Below are 18,772 nucleotides of genomic sequence, written 5' to 3'. Positions count from 1 at the left end.
TCCTACAACGGCGGGGCGCGGGTCCTGTACGGCGGGTCGCGGGCTCTTGTAGGAGCGGACTTCAGGCCGCGAAGCCGACGCCTCGGCACGGGCGACGCCGTGCAGGTTCCGACGTACCGCAGGATCCGACGGCCTCGGTGTCGCGGTCGTGCCCGCTCCTACAACGCGGGGCGCGGGTCCTGTACGGGGCGGGTCGCGGGCTCTTGTAGGAGCGGACTTCAGGCCGCGAAGCCGACGCTTCGGCACGGGCGACGCCGTGCAGGTTCTGAGGTACCGCAGGTTCCGACGTGCCGCGGAAATCCGACGGCCTCGGTGTCGCGGTCGTGCCCGCTCCTACCAAGGCGGCGCGCGACGGCGCGATGTGGCGGCGCTCAGCGGTCCTGCGCTTCGAAATTGAGGGTCAGGTTGCGCTGGAAGGCGGACTCGAAGCCGCGGTACGGCAGCGGCTTGGCGCGCAGCACCGCGGCCTCCAGCGAACGACGCCCGGCCTCGTCGAAGGGACAGCCCGGCTGGATCTCGACATCGATCACCTCCCCGCCCGGGATCTGCCGGATCGACACCCGGCAGCGCTGGCCCAGCGGCACGGTATCGGGCCGGATCCACTGGTTCAGCACGGCCTGCTGGATCGCCGCGGCGTACTTGGCGGTCAGGTCCTCGCTGGTACCGCCCTGCCCCGGCGTGCCCTGGCTGGGCGGGGTCGGCGGCGCGCTCTGGCGCTGCTGCACCTGTTCGAGCTGGCGCACCTTCTGTTCGGCCAGCGCCACCTGGCGTGCGGCCTGCTCGCGCTGCCGGCGCAGTTCGGCCAGCTTCTTCTGCTTGTCGTCCTCGGCCTGCGCGGCGAGCCGGCGCTGGTTCTCGGCGGCCTTCTGCTTCTCGCGCTCCTCGGTCAGGTCGACCTGCTCCTGGCGGCGGCGCTCTTCCTGTTCCTTCTCGGCCTTTTCCCTGGCGATGGCGTCGCGACGGGCGGCGTCCTGGTCGACCGTGTCGGGTTCGGGAATGAATTCCTGCGCCTGCTGCTGCGGCGCCACCACCGCGTCCTGCGGGCGCGGTTCGGGTTCGGGCTGTGGCGGCGGGACGGTTTCCTCCGGCGCGGGCTCGGTCACCGGCTCGGGCAGGGGCTCGGGTTCGGGTTTGGGCGCTTCTTCGGCGCGGCGCTGCGCGGCGGCCACATCCGCCGGCGACATCACCAGCGAAGCCTCGATCACCGGCGAACCCGCGGCCGGTTCCACCTGCCGCTGCGGCGACCACCACCAGGCCACCCAGAACAGCACCGCGACCAGCACGTGCAGGCCGATGGCCAGCGCGAGCGGGCCGGCAAGCCCGCCCTCGCGGTCGTCGGGCTGGCGGTAGAACGCGTCAGCGTGCATGTTCGGTGGCGGTCATCGGTGGGCCGGCCCGGCTACTTCAGTCACGTCGGTCACTTCGGTGCGCCGCCCGGCTGGCTCATCAGGCTGACCCGCGGCACGCCGGCGGCCTGGACCAGCACCATCGTGTCCATGACCTTCTGGTATTCGGTCACGCCCGGGGCGGCGACGAACACCGGCACGTCCTTGTTCTGGGCGACGAAGGCGCCCAGCCGCGCGCTCAGCTCGGTGGCATCGATGCCCTCGGGCTTGCCGCCCTGCAGGGTCAGGAAATAGCGCCCGTCGGCGTCGACGGTGACGATCACCGGGTCCTTCTTGCTGTCGACCGCGCGCGCCCTGGACTGCGGCAGGTCCACGTCCACGCTCAGGCTCAGCAGGGGCGCGGTGACCATGAAGATGATCAGCAGCACCAGCATCACGTCGATGTAGGGCACGACGTTGATCTCGGACTTGAGCTTGCGGCGCTTGTGGCGTGCGAGTGTGCTCATGGCGTGCTCCTGTCGAATCCCCGCGCATGGATGTGCGGGCTCTTGCGAGGGACTCGCATCATTCGACGGTCCCGGCTCATTCCTCGCCGCCGGCCTGGCGCTGCAGGATCGAGCTGAACTCGTCGGCGAAGCTCTCGTAGCGCTGCGACAGGCGGTCCACGCGGCTGGTGTAGCGGTTGTAGGCCCACACCGCCGGGATCGCCACGAACAGGCCGATCGCCGTGGCGAACAGCGCCTCGGAGATGCCCGGGGCCACCGAAGCGATGCCGACCTGCGCGCCCTGGCTGACCATGTCGTGCATGGTCACCATGATCCCGAACACGGTGCCGACCAGGCCGACATAGGGCGCGGTCGAGCCGATGTTGGCCAGCAGCTCCAGGTTGCGCTCGAGCTTGCCGACCTCGCGGGTATAAGCCACGCGCATCGCGCGCTGCGCGCCTTCCAGCTGGGCGCGGCCGTCATGGCGGCGCTTGTCGCGCAGGCGGGTGAATTCGCGGAAGCCGGCCTCGAAGATCGCCTCCAGGCCGCCGACCGTGCGGTTGCGGTCGGTCGCCGCCGCGTACAGCTTGCCCAGTTCGGCGCCGGACCAGAACCGGTTCTCGAACTCGTCGGCCTCCTGGTCGGCGGCCTTGAAGCTGCGCAGCTTGCGGAAAATGATCACCCAGCTGATCACCGATCCGGCCAGCAGCAGCAGCACGATCAGCTTGACCGGCAGGCTGGCCCGCAACATCAGGTCCAGGTAGTTGATGCCGCCGTGCGCCGCGGTGGCGGCGGCACCGGCCGCAGCGGCGGCCGCTTCTTCGGGCAGGGCCTCAACCACGGTGGCCACCAGGGCCAGGGTCGCTCCGATCATGCTTGGGGATTCCTCTTCAACAATGTCGTGTTGCCGTGCGGGGTGCCGTCGCCCGTGCATCCGGGCTGCGGCAGGATCGGGCCCGACCAGCGCCGGGTGGTCAGGATACGGAACGCGCGGGGAGGCCGGATGGGGCTTGCCGCAAGGTTCCTGCTCGCCGGACGGTCATGTCGTGTGACCGGCCTGCATCGATTTCAGTTCCTCGTACAACGATTCTTCCATGGGCGCCGGACGGAAATCGGCGGCACGCAACGAGGCCACCTTCACCTCCGCCGCCAGCAGCAGCTCCTCCCCGCGCAGGATGCGCTGGGTGAAGACCACGCTGGCGCGGCCGACGCGGGCCACCTCCGCGGTCACCTCGAGCAGGTCGTCCAGCCGCGCCGGGCGCAGGAAGTCCAACCGCATCGAATGCACCGCGAACACCAGCCCGGCCTGCTGCAGCGCCTGCTGGCCCCGGCCCATCGCACGCAGCGCATCACTGCGCGCCCGCTCCAGGAAAGCCACGTACCGCGCGTGGTAGACCACGCCACCGGCGTCGGTATCTTCCCAGTAGACGCGTATCGGAATGCTGAACATCGGCTCGCCGCGGACAATGGAATCCGCAAAGCATGACCGGTGTGGGGGTTTGCGGCCAGCCCGGGGCGTTGTGGCGCGTGCCTTTCCAGCAGGTGCGGGCCGAAGCGCCCGGGCCAGGGCGAACGCGGTCCCTGCTCCTGTAGGAGCGGACTTCAGTCCGCGAAGCCGACGCCTTGGCAGGGGTGACGCCTCCCATGATTTCGACCGCCTGGGAGAGACGACCGCCTGGGAGATCCGACCGCCTCGGAGATCCGACCGCCTCGGTGTCGCGGTCATGCCCGCTCCTACGAAGCGCGCGCGATCCGGGTACGGGCTGGGAAACTGTAGGAGCGGACTTCAGGCCGCGAAGCCGACGCCTTGGCAGGGGCGACGCCTCATGATTCCGACCGCCCCCTATATTCCGACCGCCTCGGAGATCCGACCGCCTCGGTGTCGCGGTCATGCCCGCTCCTACGAAGCGCGCGCGATCCGGGTACGGGCTGGGAAACTGTAGGAGCGGACTTCAGGCCGCGAAGCCGACGCCTTGGCAGGGGCGACGCCTCATGATTCCGACCGCCCCCTATATTCCGACCGCCTCGGAGATCCGAGCGTCTCGGTGTCGCGGTCATGCCCGCTCCTACGAAGCGCGCGCGATCCGGGCACGGGCTGGGAAACTGTAGGAGCGGACTTCAGGCCGCGAAGCCGACGCCTTGGCAGGGGCGACGCCTCATGATTCCGACCGCCCCCTATATTCCGACCGCCTCGGAGATCCGATCGAGGACACCGGAACCACGACACACCTGTCTCCCGACGCCCCTACAGCGAAGCCCCGTCCAGCCACACGCAGTCCCAGAACGGGTAGTCGCCGATGCGCTCGACCAGCCCCGCTCGCAGCGGATTGGCCACGATGTAGCGCGCAACCGAGCGCAGGTCATCCTCCTGCCGCAGTGCCCTGTCATGGAAGGCCGGCCCCCACAGGGCTCCGGCACGCGCCAGCATCCGGTTGACCTGCACGCCCGTGGCCGCCTTCATCCGCGAGACCACCATCTCCAGCGGCACCCGCGGTCCAAGCTCGACCAGCCAGTGCGCGTGGTCGGGCATCAGCACCCAGGCCAGCAGCCTCGCATCGGCCAGCGCGGATGGCTGCCGGAACGCCCGCACCGCTTCGCAACCGACATGGAAGTTGGCGAACCAGGGGTTTCGGTCACGGGTGGCGACGGTGACGTGGTAGACCTGCCCCGGCAACGACACGCGGCCGCGCCGCAAAGCGCGGTGTCCCCGGAAGCGATCCTCGACGTGCATGTCCATGGACACACGATGCGCGTCCACGAACTACCCGCCCAGCAGCGCACTCCGCACGCCGATGTAGGAATTCGCCGCGCCGGCCTGCCCCCATGCAACCACCCCACCCTGCGTGGCGTTGCGCGCGCACACAAAAAACCCGGCAACCCAAGACCCCACCCGTTGTCCGCTCCTGTAGGAGCGGGCACGACCGCGACACCGAGGCGATCGGACGCCACGAAGACGCCGCCCGTGCCAAGTCCGTCGGAATCGTGCGGCGTCGCCCCTGCCGAAGACGTCGGCTTCGCGGCCTGAAGTCCGCTCCTACAAACCCGTTGACGCTGTCCGCATCGCCTTGCAGGAGCGGGCACGACCGCGACACCGAGGCGGTCGGACGCCACGAAGACGTCGCCCGTGCCGGGTCCGTCGGAATCGTGCGGCGCCGCCCGTGCCGAAGACGTCGGCTTCGCGGCCTGAAGTCCGCTCCTACAAACCCCTGGCGCTGTCCGCATCGCCTTGTAGGAGCGGGCACGACCGCGACACCGAGGCGGTCGGACGCCACGAAGATGCCGCCCGTGCCGAGTCCGCCGGAATCGCGAACGCGTCGCCCCTGTCAAGACGTCGGCTTCGCGGCCTGAAGTCCGCTCCTACAAACCCGTTGGCGCTGTCCGCATCGCCTTGTAGGAGCGGGCACGACCGCGACACCGAGGCGATCGGACGCCACGAAGACGCCGCCCGTGCCGAGTCCGCCGGAATCGTGCGGCGCCGCCCGTGCCGAAGACGTCGGCTTCGCGGCCTGAAGTCCGCTCCTACAAACCCCTGGCGCTGTCCGCATCACCTTGCAGGAACGGGCACGACCGCGACACCGAGGTGGTCGGACGCCACGAAGACCTCGCCCGTGCCGAGTCCGTCGGAATCGTGCGGCATCGCCCGTGCCGAAGGCGTCGGCTTCGCGGCCTGAAGTCCGCTCCTACAAACCCGTTGGCGCTGTCCGCATCGCCTTGTAGGAGCGGGCACGACCGCGACACCGAGGTGGTCGGACGCCACGAAGACCTCGCCCGTGCCGAGTCCGTCGGAATCGTGCGGCGGCGCCCCTGCCGAGGCCGCGGGCTTCGCGGCCTGAAGTCCGCTCCTACAAAAAAACTCGCCCGTACAACCCCTGCCGCATCAATCCTTGGTAACGCGATTGATCTCGGCCAGGCTGGTGACGCCACTGCGGCACTTCATCAGCGCCGACTGGCGCAGGTCGCGGATACCGGCCTTCTGGGCCGCGGCGGCGATCTGCATCGCGTTGCCGCCTTCCAGCACGATGGCCTGGATCTCCTCGCTCATCGGCATCACCTGGTAGATGCCGGTACGGCCCTTGTAGCCCTCGGTGCACTCCTCGCAGCCGACCGCTTCGTACAGGGTGAAGCCGGCCTTGATCTGCGCCTCGGTGAAGCCTTCGGCCAGCAGCGCATGCTCGGGCAGCTCGGACGGCTTCTTGCAGCGGCTGCACAGCCGTCGCGCCAGGCGCTGGGCGATCACCAGGGTCACCGACGAGATGATGTTGAACGGCGCGATGCCCATGTTCATCAGGCGCGCGATGGTCTGCGGCGCGTCGTTGGTATGCAGCGTGGACAGCACCATGTGGCCGGTCTGCGCCGCCTTGACGCCGATCTCGGCCGTCTCCAGGTCGCGGATTTCGCCGACCATGATGATGTCCGGATCCTGGCGCAGGAAGCTGCGCAGGGCCGCGGCGAAGGTCATGCCGCGCTTGACGTTCTGCTGCACCTGATTCACGCCGGGCAGGCGGATTTCCACCGGATCCTCGACGGTGGAAATATTGCGCTGATCGTCGTTGAGGATGCCCAAGGCGGTGTACAACGACACCGTCTTGCCCGAGCCGGTCGGGCCGGTCACCAGGACCATGCCGTAGGGCTTCTGGATCGCATCCAGGAACAGCTTCTGCTGGTCCTCCTCATAACCCAGCTTGTCGATGCCCAGCTTGGCCGCGCTGCCGTCCAGGATACGCAGCACCACCTTCTCGCCGAACAGGGTCGGCAGGGTGCTGACGCGGAAGTCGATCTGCTTGGTCTTGGACAGATTGAGCTTGATGCGGCCGTCCTGCGGCACGCGCTTTTCGGCGATATCCAGCTGCGCCATCACCTTCAGGCGCGCGGATATGCGCGGGCTCAGCTTGACCGGCGCCTTGGCCACTGACTTGAGCAGGCCATCGATGCGCAGGCGCACCCGGTAGTCGGTTTCGTAGGGCTCGAAATGGATGTCCGAGGCGCCGCGGCGGATCGCGTCGATCAGCACCTTGTTGACGAACTTGACCACGGGCGTGTCGTCGCCCTTGGCGTCCACGCCCGATTCGGAGCCGGCATCTTCGTCGCCGCCGCCGATCTCCAGGTTTTCCAGCCCTTCGTCGTCGTCGCCGCCGCTCAGGCCGGCACCCAGCTGCCCGCTGGAGTTCTGCCACTGCTCCAGGGTGCGGCGGATCTGATCCTCGTCGACCAGGATCGCTTCCACCACCAGGTTGGTGTGGAACTGCAGTTCGGCCAGCGAGGCGGTCTGGGTCGGCTGGCTGGTGCCGACGAACAGCTTGTTGCCACGCTTGAACAGGGGGATCACGTGGTGCTTCTGGATCAGTTCCTCACTGACCAGTTTCATCGCGTTCTGGCTGGGGTCGAAGGCGGTCGCATCGATCAGTGGCATGCCGAATTCGACCGCGTTGGCCGCGGCCATCTGCGCGGGGGCCACCAGCTTCTTCTCCGCGACCCACTGCGCCAGCGGCACTTTCGCCTCGGTGGCCTGGGCCATGGCGGCGCGCGCGCCGGCCTCGTCCAGCGCACCGTCCTGCACCAGGCGTCGTGCGATGCCGGTGATGCCGACCAGGTTGGCGGTGACCACTGCATTCATTCCTGCATCCCCTCGAGCACGTGAGCAGGAAAGATAACGCAAAGTCCGTGCCGACCAGTATCCGGATGCAGGCTACTGCCAGCGCATCGTGATTGCGGGAAGTGTCGCCTGCGCGGGCATGGAGGTGGCGCCGGACGAAATGCGGGGCGGCTGCAGGCGACGGCCAACTCGCATCAGAAAAAACAAACCCCGCCGAAGCGGGGTTTGTCGTGACGCTGATCGCTCGAAGGCAAACGCCCTCGACCTACCTTAGACGCGGCATTCAGCCGGCACATACTTGTTGTTGGCCGCGGCATCAACCGCGCAGGCCCAAGTCGTACCCGTATCAGTCAGATCCGGGGTAAGGGTCAGGTTGACAGTGGCCGGACCGGCATCGACCGCAACGGTAAGGGCGCCATCTGCAGCAGTACAAGCCAGCGTGGTGCGGTTGATAACACCACCATCCACACCCAGGCATGGCGCCTGATCGGCAGCCAGGTTCTCACCGACCGTCGCCTTGGCGCCGGAAGCGATGACCAGACCCTCGGACACGCGTGCGCGGGCCATGTAGTCCTGGTAGGCCGGCAGCGCGATGGCGGCCAGGATGGCGATGATCGCCACGACGATCATCAGTTCGATGAGGGTGAAGCCCTGCATGTTCTTCTTCATGAAATTTCCCCTAGAGCGGTTGGTTGGTTAGGACACTTTGCCTTCCGGACCCGTGTCCTTTCCGGAACGCGGGTAATGCGCGGCGGGTAGCCACGTGCGGTGATACACGCACGTTACATGCCAAGTCTTGGCTTTCCATCGGGCCTGTTCAGTCTACCAACCATTCGCCGCTAACGACCGGTCATCCGGCACGGTTGAGCCGTGACGGGGGGCACAGGGGTGAAGCTGACCTCCCGCGTCAGAAAGTGACCGGAATGGTCACGTCCGCGACAACGAGCCGGGCAAGCGGAGCAGCAGAAGGCGCATTGCACACACCTATATGCAGGGCCAGCGGCGTCCGCCACGGCGCGCAATACCCCCGCTCGGGACGCGGGCGCCAGGAACCGGCGCGCCGCCTCCCACCCTGCGCGCATGCATGGAAATCACTGGCGGGCGAATGGCCAGAACCGGGACGCCGATGATTTCCATGCGCGGACGGATGGAAATCGGGCGTGCGCGAATGATGGGAACTGACGCGCGAGTGTTTTCCATACGCACGCGCATCGAAATCACTGGCGCGCGAGTATTTTCCATACGCTCATGCATGGAAAATACTGGCGAACGAGTGCCTGGAATCGGGGCGCCCCTGATTTCCATGCGCTGACGGATGGAAATCAGGGGCGCGCCAGTATCCGGAACCGATGCACGAGTGTTTTCCATGCGCTCGTGCATGGAAAATTACCGGGGCGCGGGTAGCGGGAGGTGGGGGGTTCCGGGAGGGCGTCGCCGCCGGCGCGGCCTCGGGTCGCGGTCATGCCCGCTCCTGCAAGGCAGGGGGTGCTGCGGGAAGCGTGATGGGGGTGGCTGTCAGGGACCGGTTTAGCGGCTACCATGCGGCGAGATGCCGGCGCGGGGAATGCCGGCGGGGAGACCAGTGATGTCCGCGACCCGTAGCGCCGTGAAGAAGACCGTGCCCGTCGCACGGGCCACCAGCCAGTTGGTGCCGTTCGTCTGGGAGGGCACCGACAAGCGCGGCATCAAGATGAAGGGCGAGCAGCCGGCCAAGAACGCCAACATGCTCAAGGCCGAGCTTCGCCGCCAGGGGATCACCCCCACGGTGGTCAAGCCCAAGCCCAAGCCGCTCTTCGGCCAGGCCGGCTCGGTCATCACCCCCAAGGACATCGCCTTCTTCAGCCGCCAGATGGCGACGATGATGAAGTCGGGCGTCCCGATCGTGGGATCGCTGGAGATCATCGGCGGCGGGCACAAGAACCCACGCATGAAGGCCGTGGTCGACCAGATCCGTACCGACATCGAGGGCGGCTCCTCGATGTACGAAGCGATCAACAAGCATCCGGTCCAGTTCGACGAGCTCTACCGCAACCTGGTCAAGGTCGGCGAAAGCTCCGGCGTGCTGGAGACGGTGCTGGACACCATCGCCAGCTACAAGGAGAACCTCGAAGCGCTGAAGGGCAAGATCAAGAAGGCGATGTTCTATCCGCTCATGACCGTCGCCGTGGCGGTGATCGTCAGCGCGATCCTGCTGATCTTCGTGGTCCCGCAGTTCGAGGCGACCTTCCAGGGCTTCGGCGCCGAACTGCCGGCGTTCACCCAGCTCATCGTCAACGCATCGCGGTTCATGGTCGCGTACTGGTGGGCGATCCTGCTGATCGTGGTGGGCTCGTTCTTCGCGTTCTTCTTCTTCTACAAGCGTTCCCTGGCCTTCCAGCATTTCCTGGACCGCATGATCCTGAAGATCCCGGTGATCGGCCAGATCATGCACAACAGCGCGATCGCCCGCTTCGCCCGCACCACCGCGGTGACCTTCAAGGCCGGCGTGCCGCTGGTCGAGGCGCTGGAATCGGTCGCCGGCGCCACCGGCAACACGGTCTACGAAAAAGCGGTCTATCGCATCCGCGACGACGTCGCCGTCGGCTATCCGGTCAACCTGGCGATGAAGCAGACCCACCTGTTCCCGCACATGGTCATCCAGATGACCGCCATCGGCGAAGAGGCGGGCGCTCTGGACACCATGCTGTTCAAGGTCGCCGAGTACTACGAGCAGGAAGTGAACAACGCGGTCGACGCGCTGGCCAGCCTGATCGAGCCGATGATCATGGTGGTGCTGGGCGTGCTGGTCGGCGGCATGGTGATCGGCATGTACCTGCCCATCTTCAAGCTCGCCGCAACCATCTAAGAAGAAGAACCACACCGCATGGCATTCCTCGACCAGCAGCCTTTGCTGGGCTATCCGCTTGCAGCCGCCCTCGGCCTGGCCGTCGGCAGCTTCCTCAACGTGGTGATCCTGCGCCTGCCGCGACGGCTGGAGTGGGAGTGGAAGCGCGATGCGCGCGAAATCCTGGAACTGCCCGAACTCTACGATCCGCCGCCGCCGGGGATCGTGGTCGAGCCTTCGCATGACCCGGTCACCGGCGACCGGCTGAAGTGGTGGGAGAACATCCCGGTCTTCAGCTGGCTGGCACTGCGCGGCCGCTCGCGCTACAGCGGCCAGAAGATCTCGGCGCAGTACCCGCTGGTGGAACTGCTGACCGGCCTGCTGACGGTGTTCTGCGCCTGGCGCTTCGGCTTCGGCTGGCAGGGGTTCGGCGCGATGGTGCTGACCTGGTACCTGATCGCGCTGTCGGGCATCGATTTGCGCACGCGGCTGCTGCCCGACAACCTGACCCTGCCGCTGATGTGGCTGGGCCTGATCGCCAGCCTGGACAACCTGTTCATCCCGGCCAAGCCGGCACTGCTGGGCGCCATCGCCGGCTACGTGTCGCTGTGGAGCGTGTGGTGGCTGTTCAAGCAGATCACCGGCAAGGAAGGCATGGGCCACGGCGACTTCAAGCTGCTGGCCGCGCTGGGTGCGTGGGTGGGGCTCAAGGGAATCCTGCCGATCATCCTGCTGTCCTCGGTGGTCGGCGCGGTGATCGGCTCGGTGTGGCTGGCCTACAAGGGCCGCGACCGGGCGACACCGATCCCGTTCGGGCCGTACCTGGCGATCGCCGGGTGGATCGTCTTTTTCTGGGGCGAGCAGATGGTGGGCGCATACATGCGCTTCGCCGGGCTGCGCTGACCGGGCTCCTGTAGGAGCGGACTTCAGGCCGCGAAGCCGACGGCCTCGGCACGGGCGATGCCCTCGTGGCTCCCAACCCCACCCGGCACGGGCGATGCCCTCGCGATTCCGGCCGCCTCGGTGTCGCGGTCGTGCCCGCTCCTACAACAGCGCGGCCTAGGCCTTTGTAGGAGCGGACTTCAGTCCGCGAAGCCGACGCCGTCGGCAGGGGGTAGCGCCCTCGTAAATCCAATGACCTCGGTGTCGCGGTCGTGCCCGCTCCTGCAACAGCGGGGCCTGGGCTTTTGCAGGAGCGGACTTCAGTCCGCGAAGCCGACGCCGTCGGCCCGGGCGACGCCCTCGACCTCCCATGGCCTCGGTGTCGCGGTCGTGCCCGCTCCTACAACAGCGCGGCCTAGGCCTTTGTAGGAGCGGACTTCAGGCCGCGAAGCCGACGCCTTCGGCAGGGGCGGCTTCCCGGCACGGGTGGCACCGTCGGGGCGCACGACACCCGGCACGTTCCGACAGCGGCGGGCACTGCCCCGCGCTCATGCCACGGACACGCCCGCCTACAATGGCCGCATGAGCGATTTCATCATCGGCCTGACCGGGGGAGTGGCCTCGGGCAAGAGCGAGGTCACCCGGCGCCTCGAAGCCCTGGGCGTGCACGTCGCCGATGCCGACGTGATCGCGCGGGCAGTGGTGGAGCCCGGGCAGCCGGCGCTGGCGGAGATCGCGGCGCGGCTGGGCAGCGAGATGCTGCAGGACGACGGCTCGCTGGATCGGCGCCGGTTGCGCGAACGCATCTTCGCCGACCCGCAGGCGCGGGCCACGCTCGAGGCCATCACCCATCCACTGATCCGCGCGACGCTCGCCCGTGAATGCCGGGCCGCCGCCGGGCCGTATGCGATTGCCGCGGTCCCGTTGCTGGCCGAAGCCGGCGGGCGCGCCGCATACCCCTGGCTGGACCGCATCCTCGTGGTCGATGCGCCGGTGGAACTGCAGCACGCGCGACTGATGCGCCGCGATGGCGTGGACGAAGCGCTGGCCATGCGCATGATCGGCGCGCAGGCCACGCGCGAAGCACGTTTGGCGATCGCCGATGATGTGCTGGTCAACGACGGCCACCCGGAACACCTGGACGCGCCCGTCTCCGCGCTGGATGCGCGCTACCGCGCGCTGGCCGCCGCTTCGTCCTAGGGCGCACACCAATCGGTGCGCAAGCAGGCCGATATCGTTGTAGGAGCGGGCATGACCGCGACACCGAGGCCGCTGGACCCACAAGGGCGTCGCCCGTGCCGAAGGCGTCGCCTTCGCGGACTGAAGTCCGCTCCTACAAAAGCCCAGGCCCCGCTGTTGTAGGAGCGGGCATGACCGCGACACCGAGACCATGAGAGGTTCGAGGGCGTCGCCCGGGCCGAAGGCGTCGCCTTCGCGGACTGAAGTCCGCTCCTACACAAGCCCCCTACGCATCGTGCCGTTGTAGGAGCGGGCATGACCGCGACACCGAGGCCGCTGGACCCACAAGGGCGTCGCCCGGGCCGAAGGCGTCGGCTTCGCGGACTGAAGTCCGCTCCTACAAAAGCCCAGGCCCCGCTGTTGTAGGAGCGGGCATGACCGCGACACCGAGGCCATGAGAGGTTCGAGGGCGTCGCCCGGGCCGAAGGCGTCGCCTTCGCGGACTGAAGTCCGCTCCTACAGGAGCAATTGCGCCTCTATCGTGGCGCTACAGCCAGAGGCTCCGGATCGCGGCAATACCTTGCGCGCCGTGGCTGCGCGCGGTCTGCAGGTCGGCCACGGTGAGGCCGCCGATGGCGTAGATCGGCAGCGCGACCTGCTCGCGCAGCGCGACGAATCCTTCCCAGCCCAGGGGCGGCGCGCCGGGATGGGTGGCGGTTTCGCGGACCGGGCCGAGCACGGCGAAATCGCAACCCAGGTTCTGCGCCTGGCGCAGGTCATCCAGGTCATGGCACGAGGCGCCGACCGTCTGCCCTTCGGGCAGCGGACGCTCCTGCAGCCCGCCCAGCTGCTCACTGCCCAGCTGTACGCCGACGCCCAGTTCGGTCGCCAGTGCGATGTCGCGGTTGAGCAGGAGTTCGACCCCGGTCCGGCGGCACTCGTCGGCGACATCACGGGCAAGCGCGGCGTAGGCCTCGGCCGGCAGGCTGCGCGCCCGCAACTGCACGCGCTCGATGCCCGCTTCCAGCGCCCGCCGCAGTGACTGGCGCCACGCCTCCAGGTCCGCTCCGGGTTCGGGCGTGACCAGGTAACGGTCGGTCTGGCGCAATGCGCCGACCACCGGCACGTCGGCCGACGGCATCGAGTAGCGGGACAGGCGATCGGGTGCGACCCAGGTCAGCGCCTGGCCTTCGCGTCCACGCGGGGTGCCCTTCCAGCTCCGGATGGCACGCACTTCCAGGCGCAGGCGCTTGCCGGGATATTCCTGCGGGACTTCGATCAGGGCCTCGCCGACTTCGGCGTCGATGCCCAGCTCCTCGTGCAGCTCGCGGATCAGCGCGGCTTCGGAGGTTTCGCCGGCTTCGCGCTTGCCGCCGGGAAACTCCCACAGGCCGGCCAGGTCGCTGTCCTCGCCGCGGCGGGCCAGCAACACGCGGCCGCGCACGTCGGTGATGACGCCGGCCACGACATGGATCGAACGCAGGGGGGCTTCCATGGGTCCAGCTTACCGGGATGGATGGGGGAACCGGAATCAGGGGCGCTGGAGGACGAGGTCGGGCAGCGGAAACGGGCGTGCCGGGAGGTTGGGTGCACCGGTTATCCGACACCTCGGTGTCGCGGTCATGCCCGCTCCTACAACGGCGGGGGGTGGTCGGGGCTTGTGTAGGAGCGGACTCCAGGCCGCGAAGCCGACGGCGTTGGCACGGGCGACGCGTTGCGACTCCGACGCTCTCGGTGTCGCGGTCGTGCCCGCTCCTGCAACGGCGGGTCGACTCCAGAAAAAAAGGCGCCGGAGATCCGGCGCCTTTTCTGGCTCCCGCAACGGGCGATGGATCAGGCCAGCTGGCCGTGGCAGTGCTTGTACTTCTTGCCGCTGCCGCAGGGGCATGGATCGTTGCGGCCGACCTTCGGCGCCTCGCGCACGACGGTGCCGGCGGCCGCGGTGCCCATCACGCTGGCGTGGCGTTCGCGCTCGATCGCGGCAACCTCGTCCTCGGTGTCGTAGCCGGCGGCGGCGGCGTGCTGGAACTGGGCCTGCTTCAGCTGCGCCTCGACCTGGGCGCGCTCCTGCGCTTCCAGTTCGGCCACTTCCTCCTCGCTGCGGATGCGCACGCGCGCCAGCAGCGTCACGACCTGGCGCTTGACGTTCTCCAGCATCTCCGAGAACAGTTCGAAGGCTTCCTTCTTGTACTCCTGCTTGGGCTGCTTCTGCGCATAGCCGCGCAGGTGGATGCCCTGGCGCAGGTAGTCCATGCGCGCCAGGTGCTCCTTCCAACCCTGGTCGAGCACGTTGAGCATGATGTGCTTCTCCAGCGCGCGCGCGGTGTCGGTGCCCAGCTGGGCCTCCTTCTGCACGAACAACGCCTCGACCGCACCCTGCACGTGGCGCTCGATCGCCTCCGCGTCGAGCTCCTCGGTCTGCTTGGCCAGGCCCTGCAAGTCCAGGTCCAGGCCCAGCTCGCCGACCAGCGCCGCCTCCAGGCCCGGCAGGTCCCACTGCTCGTCCACCGACTCGGGCGGCACGAAGCGGCCGACCAGCTCGTTGATCACGTCGCCGCGGATGCCCTCGACGTTGTCCTTCACCGACTCGGCGTCCAGCAGCTCGTCGCGCTGGGCGTAGATCACCTTGCGCTGGTCGTTGTTGACGTCGTCGAAGTCGAGCAGGTTCTTGCGGATGTCGAAGTTGTGCGCCTCGACCTTGCGCTGCGCCTTCTCGATCTGCCGGCTGACCAGCTTGTCCTCGATGACGTCGTCTTCCTTCATGCCCATCATGCGCATCGCCTTCTGCACCCAGTCGGAGGCGAAGATGCGCATCAGGTTGTCTTCCAGCGACAGGTAGAAGCGGGACGAGCCCGGATCGCCCTGGCGACCGGAACGGCCTCGCAGCTGGTTGTCGATGCGGCGCGATTCGTGGCGTTCGGTGCCGACGATGTGCAGGCCACCGGCTTCCTTGACCTGGTCGTGGCGCTTCTGCCACTCGCGCTTGACCTTGACCTTGTCCAGCGCGCTGACCTCTTCGCCCAGCTCGTGCAGCTCGGCTTCCAGCGAGCCGCCCAGCACGATGTCGGTGCCGCGGCCGGCCATGTTGGTGGCGATGGTCACCGCGCCCGGGCGGCCGGCGTTGGCGACGATCTGCGCCTCGCGTTCGTGCTGCTTGGCGTTGAGCACTTCGTGCACGACGCCGGCCTTGCGCAGGTAGTCGGAAAGCATCTCCGAGGTCTCGATCGAGGTGGTGCCGACCAGTACCGGCTGGCCACGCTTGAAGCAGTCCTCGATGTCGGCCAGCACCGCGCGGAACTTGCCTTCGCGGTTGAGGAACACCTGGTCGGGATGGTCCTTGCGCTGGACCGGCTTGTGGGTCGGGATCACGATCACTTCCAGGCCGTAGATGCTCTGGAATTCGTAGGCCTCGGTATCCGCCGTGCCGGTCATGCCGGACAGCTTCTTGTACATGCGGAACAGGTTCTGGAAGGTGATGCTGGCCAGGGTCTGGTTCTCGCGCTGGACCGGCACGCCCTCCTTCGCCTCGACTGCCTGGTGCAGGCCGTCGGACCAGCGGCGCCCGGCCAGGGTGCGGCCGGTGAATTCGTCGACGATCACCACTTCGCCGTCGCGCACGATGTAGTCCACGTCGCGCTGGTAGATCGCGTGCGCACGCATGGCGGCGTTGAGGTGGTGGACCACGGAAAGATTGTTGGCCCCGTACAGGCCGTCATCCTCGGACAGGATGCCGGCGCGGCGCAGCAGCGACTCGGCGTGCTCCATGCCCGCCTCGGACAGGTGGACCTGCTTGCCCTTCTCGTCGACCCAGAAGTCGCCTTCGCCGTCCTCGGTTTCCTGCTTCTTGAGCTGCGGCACGATCCGGTTGACCCGGATGTACAGCTCCGGCGACTCGTCGGCCGGACCGGAAATGATCAGCGGGGTGCGTGCCTCGTCGATCAGGATCGAGTCGACCTCGTCGACGATGGCGTAGTGCAGGCCGCGCTGGAAGCGGTCGGCCCGCGACAGCGCCATGTTGTCGCGCAGGTAGTCGAAGCCGAATTCGTTGTTGGTGCCGTAGGTGATGTCGGCGTTGTAGGCGGCCTTCTTGTCGCCGTGCGGCATGCCCGGGTAGACCACGCCCACGCTCAGGCCCAGCCAGTCGTAGAGCTTGCCCATCCAGGCCGCATCGCGCCGTGCCAGGTAGTCGTTCACGGTGACCACGTGCACGCCCTTGCCCTCGAGTGCGTTGAGGTACACCGGCAGGGTGCCGACCAGGGTCTTGCCCTCGCCGGTGCGCATCTCGGCGATCTTGCCCAGGTGCAGGACCATGCCGCCGATCAGCTGCACGTCGTAATGGCGCATGCCCAGCACGCGCTGGCTGGCCTCGCGGCACACCGCGAAGGCTTCGGGGAGGATCTTGTCGAGCGGCTCGCCACCGGCGATGCGCTGCTGGAATTCCGGGGTCTTGGCCTTCAGGGCATCGTCGGAGAGTTTCTGCATCTCCGGTTCGAGCGCATTGACCTTGGCAACGATGCGGTCCATCTGGCGCAGGAGCCGTTCGTTGCGGCTGCCGAAGACACGGGTAAGCAGTTTGTTGATCATCGATGGGACCGGTTGGGAATGAACGCCGGGGCCGCCGCCAGCGGGCGGCCCGTGCGGACGGCGCGCAATGCGACCGCCCGAGGCAACATGACATTGTAGCTTGGGACGCCGGGCGGCGATCTCAAGGCAGACCGGCCCCTTTCAAGGCAGGCCGGAGCCCTCGCCGACTCCACCACCGCCTCGCGCCATGCCGTTGCAGGAGCGGGCGTGACCGCGACACCGAGACTGCCGGAACCGCAGCGGCGTCGCCTGTGCCAATGGCATCGGCTTCGCGGCCTGAAGTCCGCTCCTACATGGGCCTTGGATGGCGGGGGCCGGAAACGTAAAGGCCCGCCCCCTTCCGGGGACGGGCCTCATGCGGGCGCTGCGGCGAGGCTCAGCCGCGGCTGCGCTTGGCTACCGGTGCGCGGCCATCGCTGAGGAACTTGCGCGGATTGACCACGTTGCCGTTCTCCCACACCTCGAAATGCACGTGGGCGCCGGTGGAACGACCGGTCGAACCGGCCTTGGCCACCTGCTCGCCGGCGCGGACCAGGTCGCCGGCCTTCACGCTCAGGCGCGAGTTGTGCGCGTAGCGGGTGACATAGCCGTTGCCGTGGTCGACCTCGATCGTGTTGCCGTAGCCGCTGCGGCTTCCCGCAAAGCTGACCACGCCGTCGGCCACCGACAGGACCGCATCGCCGACGTTGGCGTCGAAATCGATGCCCTTGTGGAACTGGCCACCACGGCCGAACGGATCGGCGCGCTTGCCGAAACCGGAGGTGATGTAGCTGCGACGCACCGGCGAACGCGACGGCACCGCATTGCTCTCGAGCTGGCGGTCAAACAGCAGCGACTCCATTACCGACAGCTGCCGGCCGGAAGCATCGAACTGCTGCTGCACCTCGTCCAGGCCGGCGGTCAGGTCCGACATCGGCATGTCCAGGGCGACACCGGCGCCACCCTGGCCGGGCGTGCCGTGGAAATCGAATTCGCCGTCTTCCAGCTGGCCGGCTTCGGTCAGCCGCTCGCCCAGGGCGTTGAGGCGATTGGCCTGGGCCTGCAGCTCGCCCAGGCGCGCAGCCAATGCGTTGATTTCCTGCTGCGACTGGCGTCGCACCTGCTCCAGTTCGTTCTGCTGGCTGGCCAGCTGCGACTGCGTGTTCTGCGCGCCGGCCATCCCGATCGCGACGCCGGCGCCGGTTCCCAGGAGGACACCGGTAGCCAGTACTGCCGCGAATGCAACGCCTGGACGCTGAGAGACCAGGCCCCGAAGGCGTCCGGCCATGCTGTTCGCGTGGCTGTCACGCGGGTTTCTTACGATGAATTTATAGCTCATGCTTTTGGGTATGCCTGATTTGAAGCCAAACGCCCGCAAGGCGACCGTCCCACGTCCCGCAGCCGAAGCCGCGTTGGCGGATGAAACTGGCGCCACCTTGCGCCGAGCCCTCTGGCTCGATGCGCTGGACCAGCAGTTGCGTCCCCTGCTGCCCCCCGGTTTCGCCGCCCATTGCAGGTTGGCGAACGTGTCCGGCGAGCAACTCGTTTTTGTCACCGATTCCCCGGTCTGGCGGGCGCGGGTGCGCCTGGCAGAGGCCGAACTCCTCGATGCGGCCCGCTCCGTCGGGCTGAATCCCACCGCAGTCATCGTTAAAACGACTACCGGTCCGTTGCGTCCGCCTGTCCCGGCCGGTGCAACGCCCCCCCTGGTTTCAGCGACCGCCCGGCAAGCTCTGAGCGACGCATTGGCATCCCTGCGGGAATCCGATCCATCGGATCCCCAAGATTCCGGAGCTCCTGCCCCGGGGTCTGAGACCGACCCCGCAACGTAGTTTTCGACGTCGGAGGACAACCTGCGGGGCATCCTATCGTCACGATTCGCTCACGTCGTTAGCGAATC

At 67.8% G+C, this 18,772-nt stretch carries 14 protein-coding genes; 4 read left to right on the top strand and 10 right to left on the bottom strand.

Annotated elements, in window-relative coordinates:
- Positions 1 to 371 precede the first annotated feature (371 nt).
- The 7 genes from tolA to MNQ95_RS10185 form a co-directional block, all read right to left on the bottom strand.
- Entirely contained in the window at positions 372 to 1,367 is a 996-nt protein-coding gene (gene tolA / locus MNQ95_RS10215; protein WP_241952801.1) for a cell envelope integrity protein TolA, read from the bottom strand.
- A 50-nt stretch (positions 1,368 to 1,417) separates the two neighbouring features.
- Positions 1,418 to 1,852 (bottom strand): protein TolR, encoded by a 435-nt coding sequence (gene tolR, locus MNQ95_RS10210; RefSeq protein WP_162408334.1) that lies wholly within the window; start codon positions 1,850 to 1,852, stop codon positions 1,418 to 1,420.
- A 76-nt stretch (positions 1,853 to 1,928) separates the two neighbouring features.
- The gene (gene tolQ, locus MNQ95_RS10205; RefSeq protein WP_162408335.1) at positions 1,929 to 2,705 is read right to left on the bottom strand and encodes a protein TolQ; all 777 of its coding nucleotides are present in this window, start codon (positions 2,703 to 2,705) and stop codon (positions 1,929 to 1,931) included.
- Positions 2,706 to 2,870: 165 nt separating this feature from the next.
- Entirely contained in the window at positions 2,871 to 3,281 is a 411-nt protein-coding gene (ybgC, locus tag MNQ95_RS10200) for a tol-pal system-associated acyl-CoA thioesterase (protein WP_162408336.1), read from the bottom strand.
- 795 nt (positions 3,282 to 4,076) lie between these two features.
- Complete coding sequence (locus tag MNQ95_RS10195) at positions 4,077 to 4,568, bottom strand: REP-associated tyrosine transposase (RefSeq protein WP_241952800.1); 492 nt, start codon at positions 4,566 to 4,568, stop codon at positions 4,077 to 4,079.
- Between the two features lie 1,140 nt (positions 4,569 to 5,708).
- On the bottom strand, positions 5,709 to 7,445 hold the full coding sequence (gene pilB / locus MNQ95_RS10190; RefSeq protein ID WP_241952799.1) for a type IV-A pilus assembly ATPase PilB: 1,737 nt from the start codon (positions 7,443 to 7,445) through the stop codon (positions 5,709 to 5,711).
- A gap of 249 nt (positions 7,446 to 7,694) precedes the next feature.
- A complete protein-coding gene (locus MNQ95_RS10185) occupies positions 7,695 to 8,093 on the bottom strand; it encodes a pilin (protein ID WP_277884371.1) in 399 nt (132 codons plus the stop codon).
- Positions 8,094 to 9,009: 916 nt separating this feature from the next.
- On the opposite strand from MNQ95_RS10185, the gene MNQ95_RS10180 reads away from it, so the two are divergent.
- From MNQ95_RS10180 to coaE, 3 genes are all read left to right on the top strand, one after another.
- Complete coding sequence (locus tag MNQ95_RS10180) at positions 9,010 to 10,269, top strand: type II secretion system F family protein (RefSeq protein WP_241952798.1); 1,260 nt, start codon at positions 9,010 to 9,012, stop codon at positions 10,267 to 10,269.
- 18 nt (positions 10,270 to 10,287) lie between these two features.
- Positions 10,288 to 11,151 carry a prepilin peptidase gene (locus MNQ95_RS10175; protein ID WP_241952797.1) on the top strand — a complete coding sequence of 288 codons (864 nt, stop codon included), beginning with the start codon at positions 10,288 to 10,290 and terminating at the stop codon, positions 11,149 to 11,151.
- A gap of 561 nt (positions 11,152 to 11,712) precedes the next feature.
- Entirely contained in the window at positions 11,713 to 12,330 is a 618-nt protein-coding gene (gene coaE / locus MNQ95_RS10170) for a dephospho-CoA kinase (protein ID WP_241952796.1), read from the top strand.
- A gap of 526 nt (positions 12,331 to 12,856) precedes the next feature.
- Here coaE and MNQ95_RS10165 read toward each other — a convergent pair.
- The 3 genes from MNQ95_RS10165 to MNQ95_RS10155 all read right to left on the bottom strand — a co-directional run bounded on the left by MNQ95_RS10165 (position 12,857) and on the right by MNQ95_RS10155 (position 18,211).
- The gene (locus MNQ95_RS10165) at positions 12,857 to 13,804 is read right to left on the bottom strand and encodes a Nudix family hydrolase (RefSeq protein ID WP_241952795.1); all 948 of its coding nucleotides are present in this window, start codon (positions 13,802 to 13,804) and stop codon (positions 12,857 to 12,859) included.
- 338 nt (positions 13,805 to 14,142) lie between these two features.
- Positions 14,143 to 16,893 (bottom strand): preprotein translocase subunit SecA, encoded by a 2,751-nt coding sequence (gene secA / locus MNQ95_RS10160; protein WP_162408345.1) that lies wholly within the window; start codon positions 16,891 to 16,893, stop codon positions 14,143 to 14,145.
- A 376-nt stretch (positions 16,894 to 17,269) separates the two neighbouring features.
- Positions 17,270 to 18,211: a M23 family metallopeptidase gene (locus tag MNQ95_RS10155; protein WP_162408346.1), complete on the bottom strand. Its 942-nt coding sequence runs from the start codon at positions 18,209 to 18,211 to the stop codon at positions 17,270 to 17,272.
- A gap of 10 nt (positions 18,212 to 18,221) precedes the next feature.
- Here MNQ95_RS10155 and MNQ95_RS10150 point away from each other — a divergent pair, with 10 nt between their 5' ends.
- Positions 18,222 to 18,704, top strand: coding sequence for a DciA family protein (locus tag MNQ95_RS10150; protein ID WP_241954405.1), 483 nt, complete (start codon positions 18,222 to 18,224; stop codon positions 18,702 to 18,704).
- The last annotated feature ends 68 nt before the right edge of the window (positions 18,705 to 18,772 follow it).

It is taken from the genome of Pseudoxanthomonas daejeonensis (genome assembly GCF_022637495.1).
Taxonomy (GTDB): domain Bacteria; phylum Pseudomonadota; class Gammaproteobacteria; order Xanthomonadales; family Xanthomonadaceae; genus Pseudoxanthomonas; species Pseudoxanthomonas daejeonensis.
This window is presented reverse-complemented; position numbering and strand designations above follow the sequence as displayed.